A 17163-nucleotide genomic window follows, 5' to 3' on the forward strand; every position below is an offset into this window, starting at 1 on the left:
TTACACTTTACTATTGATCAGCAAACCGGTTGCTGATCCGAGATCTTCCTGCAACCTTTTGATTGCACTTGCCATTTTTAACACTTCCTCGCCCGGGATCTGCCGAATTACATCTTTGGTATCAAAGTCGACTACTTTGACCACCGGTTTTCCGGAGTTCTCGTCCACTGAAAAATTCAGCGTGCGCATCTGTGCATTTACAAACTGGTTAATGCTTTCTACCGCCTCGCCAAGCTCTGCGCCAGTTGGCACAGTTTCAGCTTTTGCTTTTACATTGGCGGCAACCAAATCAGTCGGCAGCTTGGCTGCGTCCTGTTGGGTTCGGCTTGCAGTCTTGACCTCTTTGTCGAACGCCACTACATCCTTTGGCGGCGGCACATTGCGCTGTGTTCTAGCTGCAGCGCCCATTTCGACTGAGCTCATGACTTATTACTCCTTATCGGCCGGCTTGGCAGAAACTTAACTTCCGCCGTGCCGGTCAAAGCCAGAATTAACCCAGTAAAGATAACGCAGATTGCGGACGGGTGTTAGCTTGCGCCAGCACTGTTGTACTCGCTTGCTGCAAAATCTGTGCCCGTGTCAGTTCAGCCGTTTCTTTAGCGAAGTCAGTATCGCGGATCCGGCTACGAGCGCCGGAGACGTTTTCAACGACGTTACTTAAGTTACGAATAGTCGATTGGAAACGGTTTTGTATCGCGCCCAAATCTGCTCGTTTGCCGTCGATGGCTTTGATTGCGCTGTCCACTTTCGCTAAAGCTGCAGACGCAGTACCAACCGATGCTACCGTCAAAGTGCCTACCAAGCTAGAAGCACCAAACCCACCTGTACGAGATAAACTAACTTCGATGTTTTGGTTCGCAGCAGCATTCGCTCCCACTAAAAACTTCGATGTGTAATTCCCCTTAAGTAAGTCAACACCACCGAATTGTGTTGTGGTCGCTATCCGGCTAATTTCAACTTTCAGTGCCGAAACTTCTTTTTGTAACGCGGCACGGTCTGCTGAGTTGTTGATGCCGTTTTGTGACTGAACGGCCAAAGTTCGGATCCGTTGTAAGCCAGTCGTGATTTCTTCCAACGCACCTTCAGCGACCTGAGCCACTGATATACCATCATTGGCATTACTGATCGCTTGGTTCAGACCGTTTACTTGAGACGTTAAACGGTTACTGATTTGCAAACCCGCAGCGTCATCGGCCGCGCTGTTGATCCGCAAACCAGAGGATAAGCGTTTGTATGAAGTATCAAGCGCATTGCCTGAAGTTAATAATTGGCGTTGAGCATTTAACGCCGAGACGTTGGTATTTACTGATAAAGCCATAAGTCACTCCTTAAAAGTTGGTCCGGTCTGCAAACCTTCAGCAACTTCATGATTAAGCGGATCCCCGCAATTTTCGCCAAACTGCAATTTGGCTTAACTGAGGTATCGGCAACAACTTTCAGGACTTTAGGAAAAAAGGCAATTTTTTTCCATTTTTTAATAAATATTATTTATTCCTATATTTTTCAAATAGATATGAACGGAAACTATTTGCACTCTTTTGAGGTTTCGATAGAAAAACGGCAGAAATTAGCCACAACAACATCAGGATGGGTAAACGCCCGGCAAAATATCGCATGGTATTCTACATAATGATCAGCATCGGCAAAGTAAACTGAACGTAGTGGCAAATTCATCTGACAAGAACCAGCAAAAGCGTCAGCAAACTGTTTTATTGGCTAATGGCTGCAATGTTGACGTCAAATCGGACGATAACAACGAGAGGTTGACGGTGTTCTTTTAGCTAAATGACATGGCTTGACTATGGCCTGGGGCTAACTGGCGATTTAGATTCGTGACGCTCTCGGGTATCCGAATCTTTGATGATTTGGGGATATATCGCAGAAATAAGAGCGCCGCTGACCGGAAACCGGGCAGCGGCGTTCATCCCTGAAGCATCTCTGAAATTACCAACTATTGGCTTAACCCAACAGTGATAAAGCCGCCTGCGGACGCTGATTTGCCTGAGATAAAATCGTTGTACTAGCTTGTTGCAGGATCTGCGAACGCGTTAGTTCAGCGGTTTCTTTCGCGAAATCAGTATCTCTGATCCGGCTCCGAGCGCCTGCAACGTTTTCAACAATGTTACTCAGGTTACGGATTGTAGACTGGAAGCGGTTTTGAATCGCACCCAAATCTGCTCGTTTACCATCGATTGCTTTGATTGCGCTGTCCACTTTTGCCAAAGCAGCCGACGCAGTACCTACCGAAGCCACCGTCAATGTACCAATTAAACTAGATGCACCAAACCCACCTGCACGAGACAAACTAACTTCGATGTTTTGGCTCGCGCCAGCATTCGCACCTACTAAAAACTTCGATGTGTAATTTCCCTTGAGTAGTTCAACGCCCCCAAATTGGGTTGTGGAGGCTATCCGACTGATTTCAACCTTCAACGCTGACACTTCTTTTTGTAACGCGGCACGGTCACCAGAATTGTTAATACCATTCTGCGATTGTACCGCCAGCGTGCGGATCCGTTGCAGCGCAGTAGTGATTTCATCCATGGCACCTTCAGCAACCTGAGCTAAAGAAATGCCGTCATTAGCATTACTGATCCCCTGGTTTAATCCATTGACCTGAGATGACAAACGGTTGCTGATTTGCAAACCAGCCGCATCATCGGCCGCACTGTTAATCCGAAAACCTGAAGACAAACGTTTAAACGAATTGTCTAAAGAATTGCCTGAGTTAATCAGCTGACGCTGTGCATTTAACGCTGAAACGTTAGTGTTTACATATAATGACATGGTGTCATCCTCCGGTTGTGTAATTATTAGCCATAAAAGCCATCCTCTTTTCTTCGACAGTCATCACCTATTTGTATTGCGGCGATAACGTCATCAGTCGTTGCCCTGGTCTGGTCGTAAAATTCAAGAATGCTCCAGACCTCATGTGATCGTGCGGGGCGTTATGCGCCCCAAACCAGTTCCCGCTTAACCTTGCAGCAGAGATAGCGCCGACTGCGGTCTTTGATTCGCCTGGGACAAAATAGTGGTACTGGCCTGTTGTAGAATTTGTGAGCGCGTGAGCTCGGCCGTTTCTTTGGCGAAGTCGGTATCGCGGATCCGACTGCGAGCGCCAGAAACGTTTTCCACGATGTTGGATAAATTTCGGATAGTGGATTGAAAACGGTTTTGGATCGCACCAAGGTCAGCCCGTTTTGAATCGATAATGCTAATCGCACTATCTATTTTCGTGAGCGCACTAGATGCTCCAGTCAGCGTGGCAATTGACAACGTAGCCAGATTTAAACCAGACGCACCATAGCCGCCGCCAGTGCGCTGAATGTTCACACTGATTTTTTGGCCAGCGTTCGCACCAACCAGGAAGGTCGAGGAATAATTACCATCGAGTACTTTCACACCACCAAATTGGGTAGTTGTAGCAATTCGGCTAATTTCAGTTTTGAGCGCTGAAACTTCTTTTTGCAAAGCCAGTCGGTCGCCCGAGCTATTGATACCGTTTTGCGATTGCACCGACAGCACACGGATCCGCTGCAAGGCCGTGGTAATTTCATCCATTGCGCCTTCAGCAACTTGAGACAATGAAATCCCGTCGTTGGCGTTTCGGATCGCTTGGTCAAGCCCTTGAATTTGACTGGTCAACCGATTACTGATTTGTAAGCCCGCGGCATCATCGGCAGCGCTATTAATCCGCAAACCGGAAGAAAGCCGCTGGAACGATGTATCCAATGATTTACCTGAGTTAATCAATTGACGTTGCGCGTTAAGCGCTGAAATATTGCTATTGACAAATAAAGCCATGATACTATCTCCTGAACTGATTATTGATTATGCGAGAACTACTTTTATTTATTTAACTCGCTCAATATATATATCGGATAGCTGGCCACATTCTTTAGTTTTTTTATATAAAATTTATAATTTAATTTTCCGAAAAACATACAAAATAAAAAAGGCCACACAATAAAGTGTGGCCAATGAGCAAAAGCTCAGGAGTCGTAGAATCAATTTAATCTTATTATTTTTATTAGCCCTGCAACAAAGATAATGCTTGTTGCGGTCTTTGGTTTGACTGCGCCAGGATCGTTGTGCTGGCTTGTTGTAAAATCTGCGCCCGTGTCAGCTCTGCGGTTTCTTTCGCAAAATCAGTATCTCTGATCCGGCTGCGTGCTGATGACACGTTTTCCACGATGTTCGACAAGTTCCGAATCGTCGACTGAAAACGGTTCTGGATCGCCCCCAAATCTGCTCGTTTCGCGTCTATGGCATTAATCGCACTATCTATCTTAGTTAAGGCAGAAGAGGCACCTGTCAATGTTGCGATTGAAATTGTCGCTAGTTTGAGCCCTGATGTGCCATAGCCACCGCCGGTGCGGGAGATATTCACGCTGATGCTTTGCCCGGCATTCGCGCCTACCAGGAAGCTCGATGAATACTTACCGTCGAGAATTTTTACTCCACCAAACTGAGTAGTGGTAGCAATCCGACTGATTTCGGCTTTTAACGCTGACACTTCTTTCTGCAGAGCCAACCGATCTGACGAGCTGTTAATCCCGTTTTGCGATTGTACTGACAGCACGCGGATCCGTTGCAATGCAGTGGTAATTTCATCCATCGCGCCTTCAGCCACCTGAGCCAGCGAAATACCATCATTCGCATTACGGATAGCTTGATCCAGACCTTGAATTTGGCTAGTCAACCGGTTACTGATTTGCAGACCTGCTGCATCATCGGCTGCACTATTGATTCTTAACCCAGAAGATAAACGCTGAAATGCGGTATCTAAGGATTTTCCTGAATTTATCAACTGACGCTGGGCGTTCAGTGATGAGATATTACTGTTGACAAATAATGCCATGATACTTTTCTCCTGAGTTTTATATTTAGCAAGCTACTTTACTTCTGTGCCCGCTTAATTAATGTATCGACCAAAACTCAGTGAACTTTAATTTTTATATGCTATTTCTTGTATCTAACTATGGCAAAAACTATTCAATATCACGCTTATCGAATGTATCGACATCATCAATATAAACTTTAGGAAAAAAATTAAAAAAGGAGTATCGGCTCCTTTTTCAACCGTTGATGCTTAGCCTATTGGCTTTGACGCAGGGACAAAAGCCGAGGTGGTCGTTGGTTTGATAGAGCAGAATCGTGGTGCTGGCTTGTTGTAGAATCTGTGCGCGCGTCAGCTCGACGGTTTCTTTGGCGAAATCAGTGTCCCGACTCCGGCTGCGGGCAGAGGACACGTTTTCGACAATTCTCGACAAATTACGAATGGTTGATTGAAAACGATTTTGGCTCGCCCCCAAATCCGCATGTTTGGCGTCTATAGCATTAGTCGCATTATCAATCGCCGTGAGCGCTGCAGATCGCCAGCGAGCGTGGCGATCGATATAGTCGCCAAACTCAAACCGGAGGCGCCATATCCAACGCCAGCGCGAGAAATATTGATACTAATGCTCTGACCTGCATTGGCACAGATCAGGAATGTGGATGAATATTTCCCAGCAAGGATTTTCACACCTCCAAACTGAGTAGTCGTAGCGATCAGCTATTAATGCTGATACTTCTTTTTGCAATGCCAATCGGTCTGAAGAACTGTTGATACCATTCTGCGATTGAACCGACAACACTCGGATCCGTTGCTGTGCCGATATAATTTCATCCATCGCACCTTTAGCAACCTGGGCCAACAAAATACCATCGCTGGCATTACGGACCGCTTAATCCAGTCCCTGAATTAATCAGCTGACGTTGGCCGTTCAGCGATGACACATTAGTATTGACGAATAGAGCCATGATAAGTTTCTCCTAGTGCTATTTTGCTACATCACCAGCGGATTTTATGATTCTGAATGCTGATACTTATATAACGGCCATTGCCCAGAATTACAGGGCGAATTTCGCCCCCCCCCCTATTTTAAAAGGGCTGCAGGGCAGTATCAAACATCTATAAAGGCGGCAAAACATTGCCAAAATGGCATGAACTGAGTATTTAGCAGATTCTTTTCAGCATCTGACGCCGAAATCACTGAAAACCCTAAGATTTCATTCGAAATGGGTTAGCAATTCAGTAGCAGAGACTTGCCGTTGAAAGGGTATACGCGATGAAGTATGGACAAAATTGCAAGAATAATAGAATGTCGATACAGGGAAAGCATACATCAATGCCTCCCTGTCAAGAGCTCAACTCAACGGATATAGTCAAACAAACTGGTGTTCGTCACCCGCTGAAAGGTATTTTGCACGGCCTGAAGAGCAGTTTCCTGCTTAGTCAGTTCTGTCAGCGCTTCGGCATAGTCAACTTCATAAATCTGGGCGCGGAATGCTTTGTTCGTGATCTGCAAATCTTCATTTCCTTCGAACACACTGTCGAGGACATTCTGACGTCCCCCAACCCCTGATACTCCCGCATCTATCTTCAGTGCCGCATTATCAATTTGTACTAAAGCGTCAGCAATCGCTTCCGACAGCGGCCTGCCAATCGCCTGATCTTTCTCTATGGCGTTGACCAGCTCCTGGAGCGTATTTAGCACATTTTTCTTTTCCGGCGCCTGCAAAGTAAAATCGAGTTGGCCTGGCCCTGCTCCCTGAGTTTGCAGGCTCAAGCCCTGAAAACTAACCGCTTGTCCAGATGTATAGGCACCCGTCACTGGTGGGCTAAGACTGGCACCATTGCGGCGGATCTCATAATTATTTGCGGCATCGACTATCAGGCGATAGTTATTGTTTGCTGGTGTCTGCCCGTCGTAATTTTGCCGGTAAAAATCATCGAATACTGACTGATTCTGCACATTGATAGAACCGGTCGTTAGGCCGCCACCCACTATAGCCGTGGTCGTTTTAAATCTCGCATTGACATCTTCGAACAGCACTTTCCCACTGTCATTGCTGGGGATCGTGACTGTTGGCGACACCTGCAGAGCTTTTTGCCCTTCATCACCATTAAATTCATACATGCCAGTAGACTGATTAAAACTATAAGGCTGTGTTTCTTGCTGGAAACCAGAGAACAGATAGCCCCCAGCGGCATCCTTTTGATTCATCAGGTCGTACATTTGGGTTTTGATATTATCCAGTTGCTTGGCTATTGCACTGCGATCTTGCTGGGAATAAGCGCCGTTACCGAGCGATACGACCAGACTACGAGCCTGATCACTGGAAGTCCGGAGACTGGATAATACCGTTTCTTCGATACCCAAGCTGTTTTTCAGCATTACACTGTTATTCTGATATTGGCCAACCTGAGAGATTTGCTGATCCAGCGCAACCACACGTGCGGACCCCGCAGGGTCATCAGATGGACTGAGAATTTTAGTTTGCTTCTCAAGTTTAGCGCTGGCGGTTTGCAGTTTCTCCTGTGCATTAAGGATCGCATTCAGATTGATCTGATACTTCTGATTGAATGAAAGTCGCATCTGTTACTACCTCGCCGCCGCCAATAACGTGTCAAATATGGTTTGGGATGTGGAAATAATCTTAGCCGCTGCAGCATAAGATTGCTGGAAGCGGATCAGATTCGCAGCTTCTTCGTCCAGATTCACCCCAGAAATTGATTCATACCAGGATTGAGACTGCGCCAACAGAGCCTTTGACGACTCAGTGGCAATTTTCACCTGGCTGGTTTTCTCACCAATAAAACCGACCATCACCCCATAGCCTTCGTTCAAACTCATCTGGTTATCGGCACCTGGAACTGCAACTGCATTTTTTCTGATAATTTCTTTTTCCTGCAATTGCGCCAAGGCTAGACCGTTACGGTTATCTTTCTGCCCACCGGTGTTGTAACTTAAGGTAAATTTATCACCAGCTTTAGGAACTCCTGAGATAGACATGTCAAAGCCATATGTCGTTAAACCTGCAGAATTAAACAAATTATTGTAATTCCCAGCAGACATAACAGCTGTAGTCCCCAACAATGTATTCGCATTATTGCGGATCTCAAATTGCTCACCGCCAATGTACGTCAGTGTGAAAGGTTCACCATTCACATCTCCGGGCGACGTAAACTGCGACGTTGCTGGGTTGGTATTCGTTACGTTGATAGTACCAATTTTGCCATTTCCCAGATTATTAACGCTGAATTCTCCACGCAGTGGCGACGCCAAAGCCAGATCTTCAGGCCGGCTGTTTAGCAAAGTAACGTTCTGGGCGGCAACACCTAACGGTTTCAGCACAAACTGATCACCATTACCAAAAGCACCGGCAGAGTTATCCAATTTGATTTCGTAGCCGTTCAGAAAATTGCCCGGCACGTTTGTACTGTTAAAGGTTGCAGGATACGCAGTGATCGTTTGTGTGACGGCAGATCCTGCAATCACCTTGCCTCGCTCATCTAAGGTTTCCAGCTTAAACTGATTCGGTGCGGTAAATGTCACCAATAAGTCATTTGGTGGAACATCCTTCCCTTTGCCTGATTCGACTGTCGCAGTCACGAGTCCAGAACCGGTATTGCTCGTCAGAGGATAACCACCATAAGTGCCTAGACTAAAAATATTTTTGCCGAGCTGACCATTTCCGTCCATCCCCAAGCGATTCTGCGTATTAAACGCATCCGCAAGACCCAGCGCCAACTGACCTAGTTTGTTCTGGGTCGGTTCCAGCAGCTGCGCCCGGAATTCCAGTAAGCCGCCAATTTTGCCGCCAAGTGTCTGACTCTCAACTTCACCAATCACATTACTGTTGTAGTCCAGTTGCAGTTGCAGAGTTTTACGTTCGGGATCAGGATTGCCCACAGCACTCATCAGACTGAATTTGCCGTGTTGCAATACCACCGACTGTCCGGTGTTGAGAAATACCAGCTTTTCACCATTTTCTGCATCAAGTGTGCTGATTTCAACCATCTCAGATAATTGACGCAATGCTTCATCACGTTTATCCAACAAATCCAACGGCATCGGTGTGTTGGTGCCAGTACCATATGCTGAAATCTGCCTATTCATTTCAGCGATAGTGGTGATTTGCGCATTGGCGGCAGAGACAAGGTTATCCAGCTGCTGGTTAATGGATGTACGTTGTTCTAATACGATACTAGATAAGGTATTGAATTTACTTATTAGAGTTTGTGCACTGCCCATCACTAACTGACGCGAAGACGTATTCGCCGGATCATTGTTAGCGGATTGCAGTTGCTTAAACATATCCGAAATGCCGCTGGAAATGCTGTTAGATGTATTGGAGAACAACGTATCGACCCGACTAGCTTCAGTCAGAAATTGCTGGTTATAGCTTAAAGCGGATGTATCACGCCGCAATTGCAACATAGAGAATTCATTGGCCAGCCGGTTGGTAGTGCCCCGGCCGACGCCGAGCCCCAATATCGACGACTGATATTCAGTGCTTTGCCGGACATAACCTTTGCTATTCAGGTTACTAATGTTATTACCGGTGGTATTGAGCAAGCCTGTACTGGCCAGGACACCTGAGGTGCCTATCGTTAATAAATTATCAGCCATGGTTTACTCCTGTTCAGGCGCATTGCACCGGTTCACAACGCTGTTTGACCTGAGTTTTTCAGCAAATTCCGTACCTCTTTAAGCACAGAACCATTCATCACCTGTAAAATCTTCTGTGCATAATTTGGATCCGTCGCATATCCAGCAGCTTGCAGCTGCTGGAAATAATTCGCCGCGTCATGACTGACCGCTACTGCATCCTGATAACGCGGTTGTTGGCGAATAAAATCGACATAATCCTGCAAACTGGCCTGAACATCCTGATAAATCCGAAATTTTGCTTTTTCCTGCCGGGCAATACCCTGCCGGTATTCTAATGTATCCACCACGGCCACATCGCCCTGCCATTCGCCATGCGCTTTAATGCCAAAAAGATTAAAACTTTCACGGCCATCCGCGGCTTTTAACATACGTTGACCCCAACCGGTTTCCAGTGCAGCCTGCGCCACCAATGCCAGAGGCTCTAGTCCGAGCTGACGGGCAGCCTGGCGCGCTGCTGGCAAAATATTGCGGACAAACTCGGCTTCAGGTCCTTGCAACGCAGCAAGTGGATCTGCTGTTTCGACGTCTGTAGCAACCGAAATCAGCGGCGGTGTGGATTGCGCCATCGTAGTAACGGAGGACTGACCGGCTTTTGCCGGAACGATGGATTGTGCGACGACAATCTCCGCACCCAGTTGATGCAAGCCTGCCACTGCTGGACTTGCAGCTACGGGAATCTCTGTCTGTCCGTCAAGCGCAGTGACGGCACCCGCCGTCGAAGGTTTAATCTCAATGCTATGTTGCGCCGGATAGATGATACGTTCTGCATCAAGTTTCATCGCCTGATGCTTAGGCAGTACTTTGGCGTGCACCATCTTTTCCAGTGGCAACGATTTTTCTGTCTGTTCAGAAAACTGATTGGATGTGGATACCAGGCTCGCCGCTTTACTTTTTGCTGCTTCTGGAGCCAATTGCTGTACCATCAGATCTGCTAGTCCCAGCGTGCCCTTTTTTGATAACTCTGCAGTTAGCTGACTATCGTACATATCGCGATAAAATCCGGTCGCCTGACTGTTTAAAGGGTTATCCTCCTCAAACGTCTGGTTTGCTTTGCGCATACTCGACATCAGCATGCCCATAAAAACCGATTCAAACTGCTGTGCCGCCTGCCGGATCGCGCCGACTTTATCCTTGCTGGCTAAAGCTCGGATATCATTCAGACTGGAGAGGTCGTGATACGACACATCTACTTGTGGCGCGCCCATATTAGATCACCACCAGTTCGCCGTGGATAGCGCCAGCTTCTTTCAGTGCTTCCAGGATAGCCATCAGGTCACCAGGGGCTGCGCCCACTGCATTCACAGTTTGTACCAGCTCATCCAGTGTGGTGCCGGGGTCAAATTTGAACATCCGCGATTTATCCGGCCGGACATCAATAATGGTATTTTGCTCGACAGCCGTCTGACCGCCGGCTAATGCATTCGGTTGCACTACAGTTGGGTTTTCAGCAATGGTTACTGTCATACCACCGTGCGTGATCGCTGCCGGAAACAGCCGCACGTCTTTACCAATCACAATAGTGCCGGTGCGCGAATTGATTATGATTTTGGCGGCATCGGAGGCAGGTTCAAAACTGAGATTTTCCAGCGTGGATAGATAAGACACCCGCTGATCAATATCGCGCGGCGCGCGCACCTGTACTGAACGTGCATCAAGTGTGCGTGCAGTATCAGCACCAATAAACTGATTAATGGCTGCTGTCAGATTTTTGGCGGTCGTGAAGTCGCCACGATTTAAATTAAATGTGATGTAGTCGCCCTGTGCAAATGGCGTTGGCACTTCACGCTCAACGGTAGCGCCATTCGGAATACGGCCAACTGTTGGCGTATTGACCACCACTTGTGAACCATCGGCCCCTTCAGCACCAAGACCTGACACGATGAGACTACCCTGTGCAACGGCATATACCTGCCCGTCCAGCCCTTTTAGAAAAGTCTGTAATAACTGTCCGCCACGCAGACCTTTGGAGCTGCCGACAGAAGCCACAGTGATATCCAGATTCTGGCCCGGTTTGGCAAAGGGTGGCAACTCTGCAGTCACTGCAACGGCTGCGACGTTTTTAATCTGTGCTTTCATCCCGGCCGGTAAATTGATGCCGAAATTCGCCAGCATGGTTTTAAAACTCTGCTCGGTAAAAGGGCTTTGTTCGCCAGTCCCCGGTAAACCAACCACCAGACCGTAACCAACCAGTTGGTTGTGACGTACACCTTCGACAGTTGCCACGTCTTTGACACGTGCCGCCTGAGCCGACGTGCCAAGCAGAATCAACAGTAAACTGAACATGTACTTAGACATAAATTACCCCTTGCCTCAGAATGGCCACAGTGCGCTTGAAAAGAACCGGGTCAGCCAACCAGGACCTTGTCCGCCGTGCGCGGCACCAGTACCGCTATATTCAATTCGGGCGTTAGCAATCTTGGTCGATTCAACAGTATTGCGCGAATCGACATCTTCTGGCCGGATCACGCCAGTCAGGCGGATATATTCTTTCCCGGTGTTTAATGTCAGCCATTTCTCACCACGGATCACCAAATTACCGTTTGCCATCACCCGCAGCACATTCACTGAAATATCACCGACTAAGCTATTACTTTGGTCTGCTTTCGAATCGCCTTTAAATTCACTACTGGAATTGATCCCCAGCTGCAAAGTATTGTTCGCCACGGACACGTTACGCCCGCCAAGACCAATCATCGGGTCAACAGAGTTGCTGGCGTCCTTACCAAATTCGGTTTTAGCCTTTTTCGAGGCCTGAGTATTTTCTTTTAGTACCACTGTGATGATATCGCCCTCACGCCGGGCTTTGTTATCTGAATACAGACCATTGGACAAACCATTGGCATACAGAGAACCGGTATTTAGCACCGGCTTTGCTGCAGGTTCTGGCGGCAACGGCGCAAAAGCAGGATCATCCGGAAATGCTTCCGGCGTATAGGTAGCACAAGATGCCAACCCCCAACACAACAACACCAGCCATAACTGCCGCATAAATCCCCCTTGCACTTAGAGCTGCTGGATCGCAAAACTCAGCATCTGATCTACAGCTGAGATAACTTTGGAGTTCATCTCATAGACGCGCTGACTCTCAATCAAGCCTACCAACTCTTCAGTCACATTGACGTTAGATGCTTCCAATGCGCCTTGTACAATAAAACCGATACCTTCAATACCTGGTACGCCTTGCACCGGGTCGCCACTGGCGCCGGTTTGTTTAAACAGGTTTTGGCCGATAGGTTCAAGACCTGCCGGATTGATAAAATTGGTCACAACAAGCTGACCCAACACGGCATTTTCGACTTGTCCAGGCAGCTTCACTGACACCTCACCATCTTGAGAAATGGTGATTTCGGTGGCTTCAGGCGGAATAGTGATAGTTGGCTGGATCTGATAACCTGCGCCGGATGTGACCAGATTACCTTCGTTATCCGTTGTGAACTGGCCGTTACGGGAATAAGAAATGGTGCCGTCTGGCATCAACACTTCAAAAAATCCTGGTCCCTGAATCATCACATCCAACGCATTGTCAGTGTTCATGTGATTGCCCTGACTGAAGTTTTTCTGCGTCGCGACCACTTTGGTCCCGGCACCAATCATCAGGCCATTCGGCAACTCTGAGTTCTGCGACGAACGTCCGCCTGGCTGGTTGATATTTTGATACAGCAAATCCTCAAACACAGCGCGGCTTTTTTTGTAGCCAACTGTACTGGCGTTCGCCAAATTGTTAGAGATCACCGAAATGTCGCGCTGTTTGGCGTCTAAGCCGGTTTTACTGATCCAAAGTGCCGGATGCATAGAGTCCTCCTGAGCTTTAAGCTCTAGATGATACGAAGTACCTGATTATGTTGACGGTCCATATCTTCGGCCGTCTTCATCATTTTTACCTGCAGCTCATATTGCCTTTGCAGGTTGATCATATAAGTCATTTCAGACACCGCGTTGACATTGCTGCCTTCGACGGCACCGCTGAGCAAATTCACTGTCGGGTCAACTTCAGCTGCTTCACCGTCTTTGCGTCGGAACAGGCCGTCATTGCCCTTAAACATGTCCTGATTTTCTGGCTTTACCAACTTGATCCGAGCAACTTCCACCATTGCGGTTGAAGGTGCTCCGCGTGGTAATACATTAACGCCACCGTCTTTGGTGATCTCAATTTTGCTCATCGGCTGAGGCACCTCAATAGGCCCATCCTCACCGATAATATTGAGACCTGACGAGGTCTGTAAAAAACCTTGAGCGCTGACTTGCAGGTTGCCGGCACGGGTATAGGCTTCATTACCTTCACCATCTTCAACCGCGAACCAGCCGTCGCCCTGAATAGCTACATCTAGTTCGTTCTGCGTGACTTTGATTTCGCCGGCGTCAAAATTCTGACTTGGCATTTCAGTGAGCGCAAACACCCGGGTTGGCTGGCCATCGCCGAAAGCCTGCATGGCGCGCGCTTGCGCTAAATCTGCTTTAAAACCAACGGTATTGGCATTAGCCAGGTTATTAGCCCGCACTGACAGCGCATTCATATTTTCTTTAGCGCCCGTCATTGCGATGTAAACCATGCGATCCATAGTGATCCCCCTTGTGTGCTCAATAAGTTAAAGCAAGGATGGTGCCACAATGAGAAAGCCTTGCCGGATAAGGCTTGCGGCAACATAGTGCCGAATAACTGCTGCCGTAAAACAAAAAAACCACCCGAAGGTGGTTTTCAAATCAACGGCTAAATTAGCGGATCTGCAGGACTGTCTGTTGCAGCGAGCTGTTTACTTCCAGTGCCCGCGAGTTAGCCTGGAAGTTACGCTGCGCAGCAATCAAATCAACCAGCTCGTTGGTCAGGTTGACGTTGGAACTTTCCAAAGCCGAAGAGTTGATAGCGCCAAGGGTGCCGGTATTGGCTTCCCCTGCCAGCGCTTCACCCGAGCGCAGACTTTGCTTCCAGGATGTATTGCCGGCCTGCGTCAGGCCTTGTGGATTGGCAAATTTTACCATACTGACCTGAGACAAGAATGTTTGATCGCCGTTACTATAACTAGCCATCACTTTGCCTGATGCATCGATATCAATACTGGTCAAACGACCGACGGTCGTGCCATCCTGATTGAGAGACCCTACTTCGAACTTACTGGCATATTGCGTTGGGAAATTCGTCCCTGCAGAGTTACTAAAATTAACCGTCAGGTTAGAAGTAAACTGAGCGCCATTCGTTAAGTACGCTGTTGTGTTTAACGCAGCGGATGGGATCACCAGGTCTGGCATCGACGTGGAAGTTGGAGACTCCGGCAGACCATTGGCATCAAACCTCAGCAAAGTACCTGTACCAAAGTAAGCGCCATTCGTCGCGTTTCCTGGTGGGGCCGCAGTATTATCATCAAACACGGCAAACACTTCCCAATCATTGTCTGTCGCAGTCGCTGTCCGACGGAAATAGAATGACAACACGTGTGGTTCACCCAAGCTGTCATAGACAGTGGTAGATGTTGTGGCACCATTGTTATAGGTTGCTTTGTCAGTCGGATTAAATGCTGGCCAACCGCCCGCTGGTGCCGTCATCGTCGAATTCAGGTTCATCGTCATATAGACATTATTCGTCGACCGTGGGGCGCCAGCAGTGCTTGGGATCTGGATCGGTTTGGTTGTACTCAGGCTGACTGAACTGGCTGACCCCGTAGCCGGATCAACAGGGTAGCCCTGCAAAAAGTTGCCGTTATTATCAACAATAAAATTATCTTTGCTGAGTTTAAACGCGCCGGAGCGGGTAAAGGTCATATCTCGCGAGGCCAAATCAGCAGTCAGAGCAAAAAAGCCATCGCCGGTGATTGCCATATCCAGCGAGTTTTGCGTGAATTTCAACGCCCCTTGGCTGAACTGTTGTGCGACTTGTGACGTCGTGACACCATCACCCACTTTGGTGCGCCCTGGAGAAAAAATTGAGCCAGCATATACGTCGGCAAATTCAGCACGGGATTCTTTAAAACCAGTCGTATTCACGTTAGCGATGTTATTTGCGGTGGTATCCAGATCTTTCTGGGCCGCAGCCAGACCACTCAATGCAATATTAAAACTCATAGTTCACCTCGATAGTCAGGCATTAGCCTGCTGCAATTTCTAAAATGTCCGACATTTTTTTGGCACCAAGGCCAAGTAAATTCAGTTTCATGTCTGCGGTTGAAGTGCCGAGTGTGACACTCGCAACAGGTACATAGCTCGACGTCACCAGGCTTTGACTTTTACCATCGACGGTGGCGTCGATTTTCATCGTATACAGACCAGCTGTTTGTTTCACACCCGCTTCATTTGTTCCGTCCCATGCCAGCTCGAACTTACCTTCGTCAGGGTTCGACACCGTATCGCTTTTCACCAGAGCACCGCTGGCATCATAGATACTGACTTTCATTGAGGTGGTTTTTCCTGGTACCTCAATAGCGCCATAAGACTTGTTGGTGCCATCAAAAATAAGAGTATCCGAATTGACCCTTACATTACGTCCAACCAGACTGGATGCCTGCAGAGCCTGATTTGAATTCATGCTGGCAGCAAAATCTTTGAAATTGGTATTCAATGAACTGATGCCATCGGCCATCGTAAAACTGGTCATTTGAGCAATCATTTGATCATTCTCGACTGGCTTGGTTGGGTCTTGAAACGCCAGTTGTTGCGTCAACAAAGCAAAAAAGTCAGACTGGGTTAACGCCCCGCTGTCTTCTTTTTTTGCGCCATCATTGACGCCCTTTAAGCTATCGATATAACTACTACCGCTTGTATTAGAAACCGTGGTCATCATTTACTCCTTATCAACGCTGACCAAGGGTCAGAGTCCGGCTCAGCATTTGTTTTGCTGCATCAGCGACCTGCACGTTGGCATCATAAGAGCGTGATGCAGAAATCATGTTGGCCATCTCTTCCATCACATTTACATTTGGTTTGTAGATAAATCCGTTCTCATCTGCGAGCGGGTGGGCCGGGTTGTACTCTTTATTCAGTGGTGCATCACTCTCGACGACCCCAAGTACTTTAACGCCAGCGCCTTGTTCCGACATTGCATTGTCATACTCAGCTGCAAACACCGGATGCCTGCCCCGATAGGTCGACTCTAAATTTGAGCTGACACTTTCCGCGTTGGCAATGTTACTGGCAGTCGTATTTAATCGCAGGGCCTGTGCAGTCAATCCTGTTCCGGCAATATCAAAAACTCTGTATAAGCTCATCAGGATTGCCCTCCTAAAGCTTTCTTTAATCCACTAATTTTACTGTTCAAAAACTGAAGGGAGCTTTGATATTCCATGGCATTCTGACTAAATGCATTGCGTTCTCGATGGATGTCCACGCTATTGCCATCGCCAGTGTCGGTTTGATCTGCGTTGCGGAATAGCACTTCGTGCCGAGTGGATGGAGAAATATCAAAGTGATTGACGTCAGATTGATGCAGAGACCCAGTTTGCCGCGCCTGCGCATTTGTCAGCGCAGTATGAAAATCTAAATCGCGCGCTTTGTAGCCAGGTGTATCTGCGTTGGCGATGTTATTAGCTAACAACTCAGTCCGACGTTCACGTAGTAACGTCCCCTGCTCATGTAAACCAAATGCGTTATTAAAACTGATGGCCATGACCTGCCCCTTCATCAAACCCTATTGGTTTGTTAGCAAGAGTCAGGCCAACAGCGGTGTCAGATTTAT

16 protein-coding genes and 1 pseudogene are annotated in these 17163 nt (G+C 47.7%); all 17 read right to left on the minus strand.

Annotated features, from left to right (window positions below; all coding sequences use genetic code 11):
- The gene (locus ACFFJP_RS18025; protein WP_377247544.1) at positions 1 to 408 is read right to left on the minus strand and encodes a flagellar protein FlaG; all 408 of its coding nucleotides are present in this window, start codon (positions 406 to 408) and stop codon (positions 1 to 3) included.
- An 82-nt stretch (positions 409 to 490) separates the two neighbouring features.
- Positions 491 to 1318, minus strand: a complete 828-nt coding sequence (locus ACFFJP_RS18030; RefSeq protein ID WP_377247547.1) for a flagellin N-terminal helical domain-containing protein — start codon at positions 1316 to 1318, stop codon at positions 491 to 493.
- 641 nt (positions 1319 to 1959) lie between these two features.
- Positions 1960 to 2787, minus strand: a complete 828-nt coding sequence (locus ACFFJP_RS18035) for a flagellin N-terminal helical domain-containing protein (RefSeq protein WP_377247550.1) — start codon at positions 2785 to 2787, stop codon at positions 1960 to 1962.
- Between the two features lie 186 nt (positions 2788 to 2973).
- Positions 2974 to 3804 (minus strand): flagellin N-terminal helical domain-containing protein, encoded by an 831-nt coding sequence (locus tag ACFFJP_RS18040; RefSeq protein WP_377247553.1) that lies wholly within the window; start codon positions 3802 to 3804, stop codon positions 2974 to 2976.
- Positions 3805 to 4030: 226 nt separating this feature from the next.
- Positions 4031 to 4861, minus strand: coding sequence for a flagellin N-terminal helical domain-containing protein (locus ACFFJP_RS18045; RefSeq protein WP_377247556.1), 831 nt, complete (start codon positions 4859 to 4861; stop codon positions 4031 to 4033).
- A gap of 236 nt (positions 4862 to 5097) precedes the next feature.
- Positions 5098 to 5805 (minus strand): annotated as a pseudogene (locus tag ACFFJP_RS18050) (flagellin).
- Between the two features lie 392 nt (positions 5806 to 6197).
- On the minus strand, positions 6198 to 7424 hold the full coding sequence (flgL, locus tag ACFFJP_RS18055) for a flagellar hook-associated protein FlgL (RefSeq protein WP_377247559.1): 1227 nt from the start codon (positions 7422 to 7424) through the stop codon (positions 6198 to 6200).
- Between the two features lie 6 nt (positions 7425 to 7430).
- The gene (gene flgK / locus ACFFJP_RS18060) at positions 7431 to 9461 is read right to left on the minus strand and encodes a flagellar hook-associated protein FlgK (RefSeq protein WP_377247562.1); all 2031 of its coding nucleotides are present in this window, start codon (positions 9459 to 9461) and stop codon (positions 7431 to 7433) included.
- Positions 9462 to 9493: 32 nt separating this feature from the next.
- On the minus strand, positions 9494 to 10708 hold the full coding sequence (flgJ, locus tag ACFFJP_RS18065; RefSeq protein ID WP_377247565.1) for a flagellar assembly peptidoglycan hydrolase FlgJ: 1215 nt from the start codon (positions 10706 to 10708) through the stop codon (positions 9494 to 9496).
- Position 10709: 1 nt separating this feature from the next.
- On the minus strand, positions 10710 to 11798 hold the full coding sequence (locus tag ACFFJP_RS18070; protein WP_377247568.1) for a flagellar basal body P-ring protein FlgI: 1089 nt from the start codon (positions 11796 to 11798) through the stop codon (positions 10710 to 10712).
- Positions 11799 to 11813: 15 nt separating this feature from the next.
- Positions 11814 to 12491, minus strand: a complete 678-nt coding sequence (flgH, locus tag ACFFJP_RS18075; RefSeq protein WP_377247571.1) for a flagellar basal body L-ring protein FlgH — start codon at positions 12489 to 12491, stop codon at positions 11814 to 11816.
- Positions 12492 to 12506: 15 nt separating this feature from the next.
- Positions 12507 to 13295: a flagellar basal-body rod protein FlgG gene (gene flgG, locus ACFFJP_RS18080; RefSeq protein WP_377247574.1), complete on the minus strand. Its 789-nt coding sequence runs from the start codon at positions 13293 to 13295 to the stop codon at positions 12507 to 12509.
- 23 nt (positions 13296 to 13318) lie between these two features.
- Positions 13319 to 14062: a flagellar basal-body rod protein FlgF gene (gene flgF, locus ACFFJP_RS18085; RefSeq protein ID WP_377247577.1), complete on the minus strand. Its 744-nt coding sequence runs from the start codon at positions 14060 to 14062 to the stop codon at positions 13319 to 13321.
- A 154-nt stretch (positions 14063 to 14216) separates the two neighbouring features.
- Positions 14217 to 15557 (minus strand): flagellar hook protein FlgE, encoded by a 1341-nt coding sequence (gene flgE / locus ACFFJP_RS18090; RefSeq protein WP_377247580.1) that lies wholly within the window; start codon positions 15555 to 15557, stop codon positions 14217 to 14219.
- Positions 15558 to 15579: 22 nt separating this feature from the next.
- Complete coding sequence (locus ACFFJP_RS18095) at positions 15580 to 16272, minus strand: flagellar hook assembly protein FlgD (protein WP_377247583.1); 693 nt, start codon at positions 16270 to 16272, stop codon at positions 15580 to 15582.
- Positions 16273 to 16282: 10 nt separating this feature from the next.
- Positions 16283 to 16696 carry a flagellar basal body rod protein FlgC gene (flgC, locus tag ACFFJP_RS18100; RefSeq protein ID WP_208932143.1) on the minus strand — a complete coding sequence of 138 codons (414 nt, stop codon included), beginning with the start codon at positions 16694 to 16696 and terminating at the stop codon, positions 16283 to 16285.
- On the minus strand, positions 16696 to 17094 hold the full coding sequence (gene flgB, locus ACFFJP_RS18105; protein ID WP_377247586.1) for a flagellar basal body rod protein FlgB: 399 nt from the start codon (positions 17092 to 17094) through the stop codon (positions 16696 to 16698). Before flgB ends, flgC begins: the two co-directional genes overlap by 1 nt.
- Positions 17095 to 17163: the final 69 nt, after the last annotated feature.

Origin of the sequence: Rheinheimera tilapiae, assembly GCF_042432165.1 — a bacterium.
In the GTDB taxonomy this organism is placed as follows: Bacteria; Pseudomonadota; Gammaproteobacteria; order Enterobacterales; family Alteromonadaceae; genus Pararheinheimera; species Pararheinheimera tilapiae.

What these genes read in the sequence shown, in the direction of transcription:
- ACFFJP_RS18025 (WP_377247544.1), bottom strand. Translation starts at nt 408, where the DNA reads ATGGGCGCTGCAGCTAGAACACAGCGCAATGTGCCGCCGCCAAAGGAT.
- ACFFJP_RS18030 (WP_377247547.1), bottom strand. Translation starts at nt 1,318, where the DNA reads ATGGCTTTATCAGTAAATACCAACGTCTCGGCGTTAAATGCTCAACGC.
- ACFFJP_RS18035 (WP_377247550.1), bottom strand. Translation starts at nt 2,787, where the DNA reads ATGTCATTATATGTAAACACTAACGTTTCAGCGTTAAATGCACAGCGT.
- ACFFJP_RS18040 (WP_377247553.1), bottom strand. Translation starts at nt 3,804, where the DNA reads ATGGCTTTATTTGTCAATAGCAATATTTCAGCGCTTAACGCGCAACGT.
- ACFFJP_RS18045 (WP_377247556.1), bottom strand. Translation starts at nt 4,861, where the DNA reads ATGGCATTATTTGTCAACAGTAATATCTCATCACTGAACGCCCAGCGT.
- flgL (WP_377247559.1), bottom strand. Translation starts at nt 7,424, where the DNA reads ATGCGACTTTCATTCAATCAGAAGTATCAGATCAATCTGAATGCGATC.
- flgK (WP_377247562.1), bottom strand. Translation starts at nt 9,461, where the DNA reads ATGGCTGATAATTTATTAACGATAGGCACCTCAGGTGTCCTGGCCAGT.
- flgJ (WP_377247565.1), bottom strand. Translation starts at nt 10,708, where the DNA reads ATGGGCGCGCCACAAGTAGATGTGTCGTATCACGACCTCTCCAGTCTG.
- ACFFJP_RS18070 (WP_377247568.1), bottom strand. Translation starts at nt 11,798, where the DNA reads ATGTCTAAGTACATGTTCAGTTTACTGTTGATTCTGCTTGGCACGTCG.
- flgH (WP_377247571.1), bottom strand. Translation starts at nt 12,491, where the DNA reads ATGCGGCAGTTATGGCTGGTGTTGTTGTGTTGGGGGTTGGCATCTTGT.
- flgG (WP_377247574.1), bottom strand. Translation starts at nt 13,295, where the DNA reads ATGCATCCGGCACTTTGGATCAGTAAAACCGGCTTAGACGCCAAACAG.
- flgF (WP_377247577.1), bottom strand. Translation starts at nt 14,062, where the DNA reads ATGGATCGCATGGTTTACATCGCAATGACGGGCGCTAAAGAAAATATG.
- flgE (WP_377247580.1), bottom strand. Translation starts at nt 15,557, where the DNA reads ATGAGTTTTAATATTGCATTGAGTGGTCTGGCTGCGGCCCAGAAAGAT.
- ACFFJP_RS18095 (WP_377247583.1), bottom strand. Translation starts at nt 16,272, where the DNA reads ATGATGACCACGGTTTCTAATACAAGCGGTAGTAGTTATATCGATAGC.
- flgC (WP_208932143.1), bottom strand. Translation starts at nt 16,696, where the DNA reads ATGAGCTTATACAGAGTTTTTGATATTGCCGGAACAGGATTGACTGCA.
- flgB (WP_377247586.1), bottom strand. Translation starts at nt 17,094, where the DNA reads ATGGCCATCAGTTTTAATAACGCATTTGGTTTACATGAGCAGGGGACG.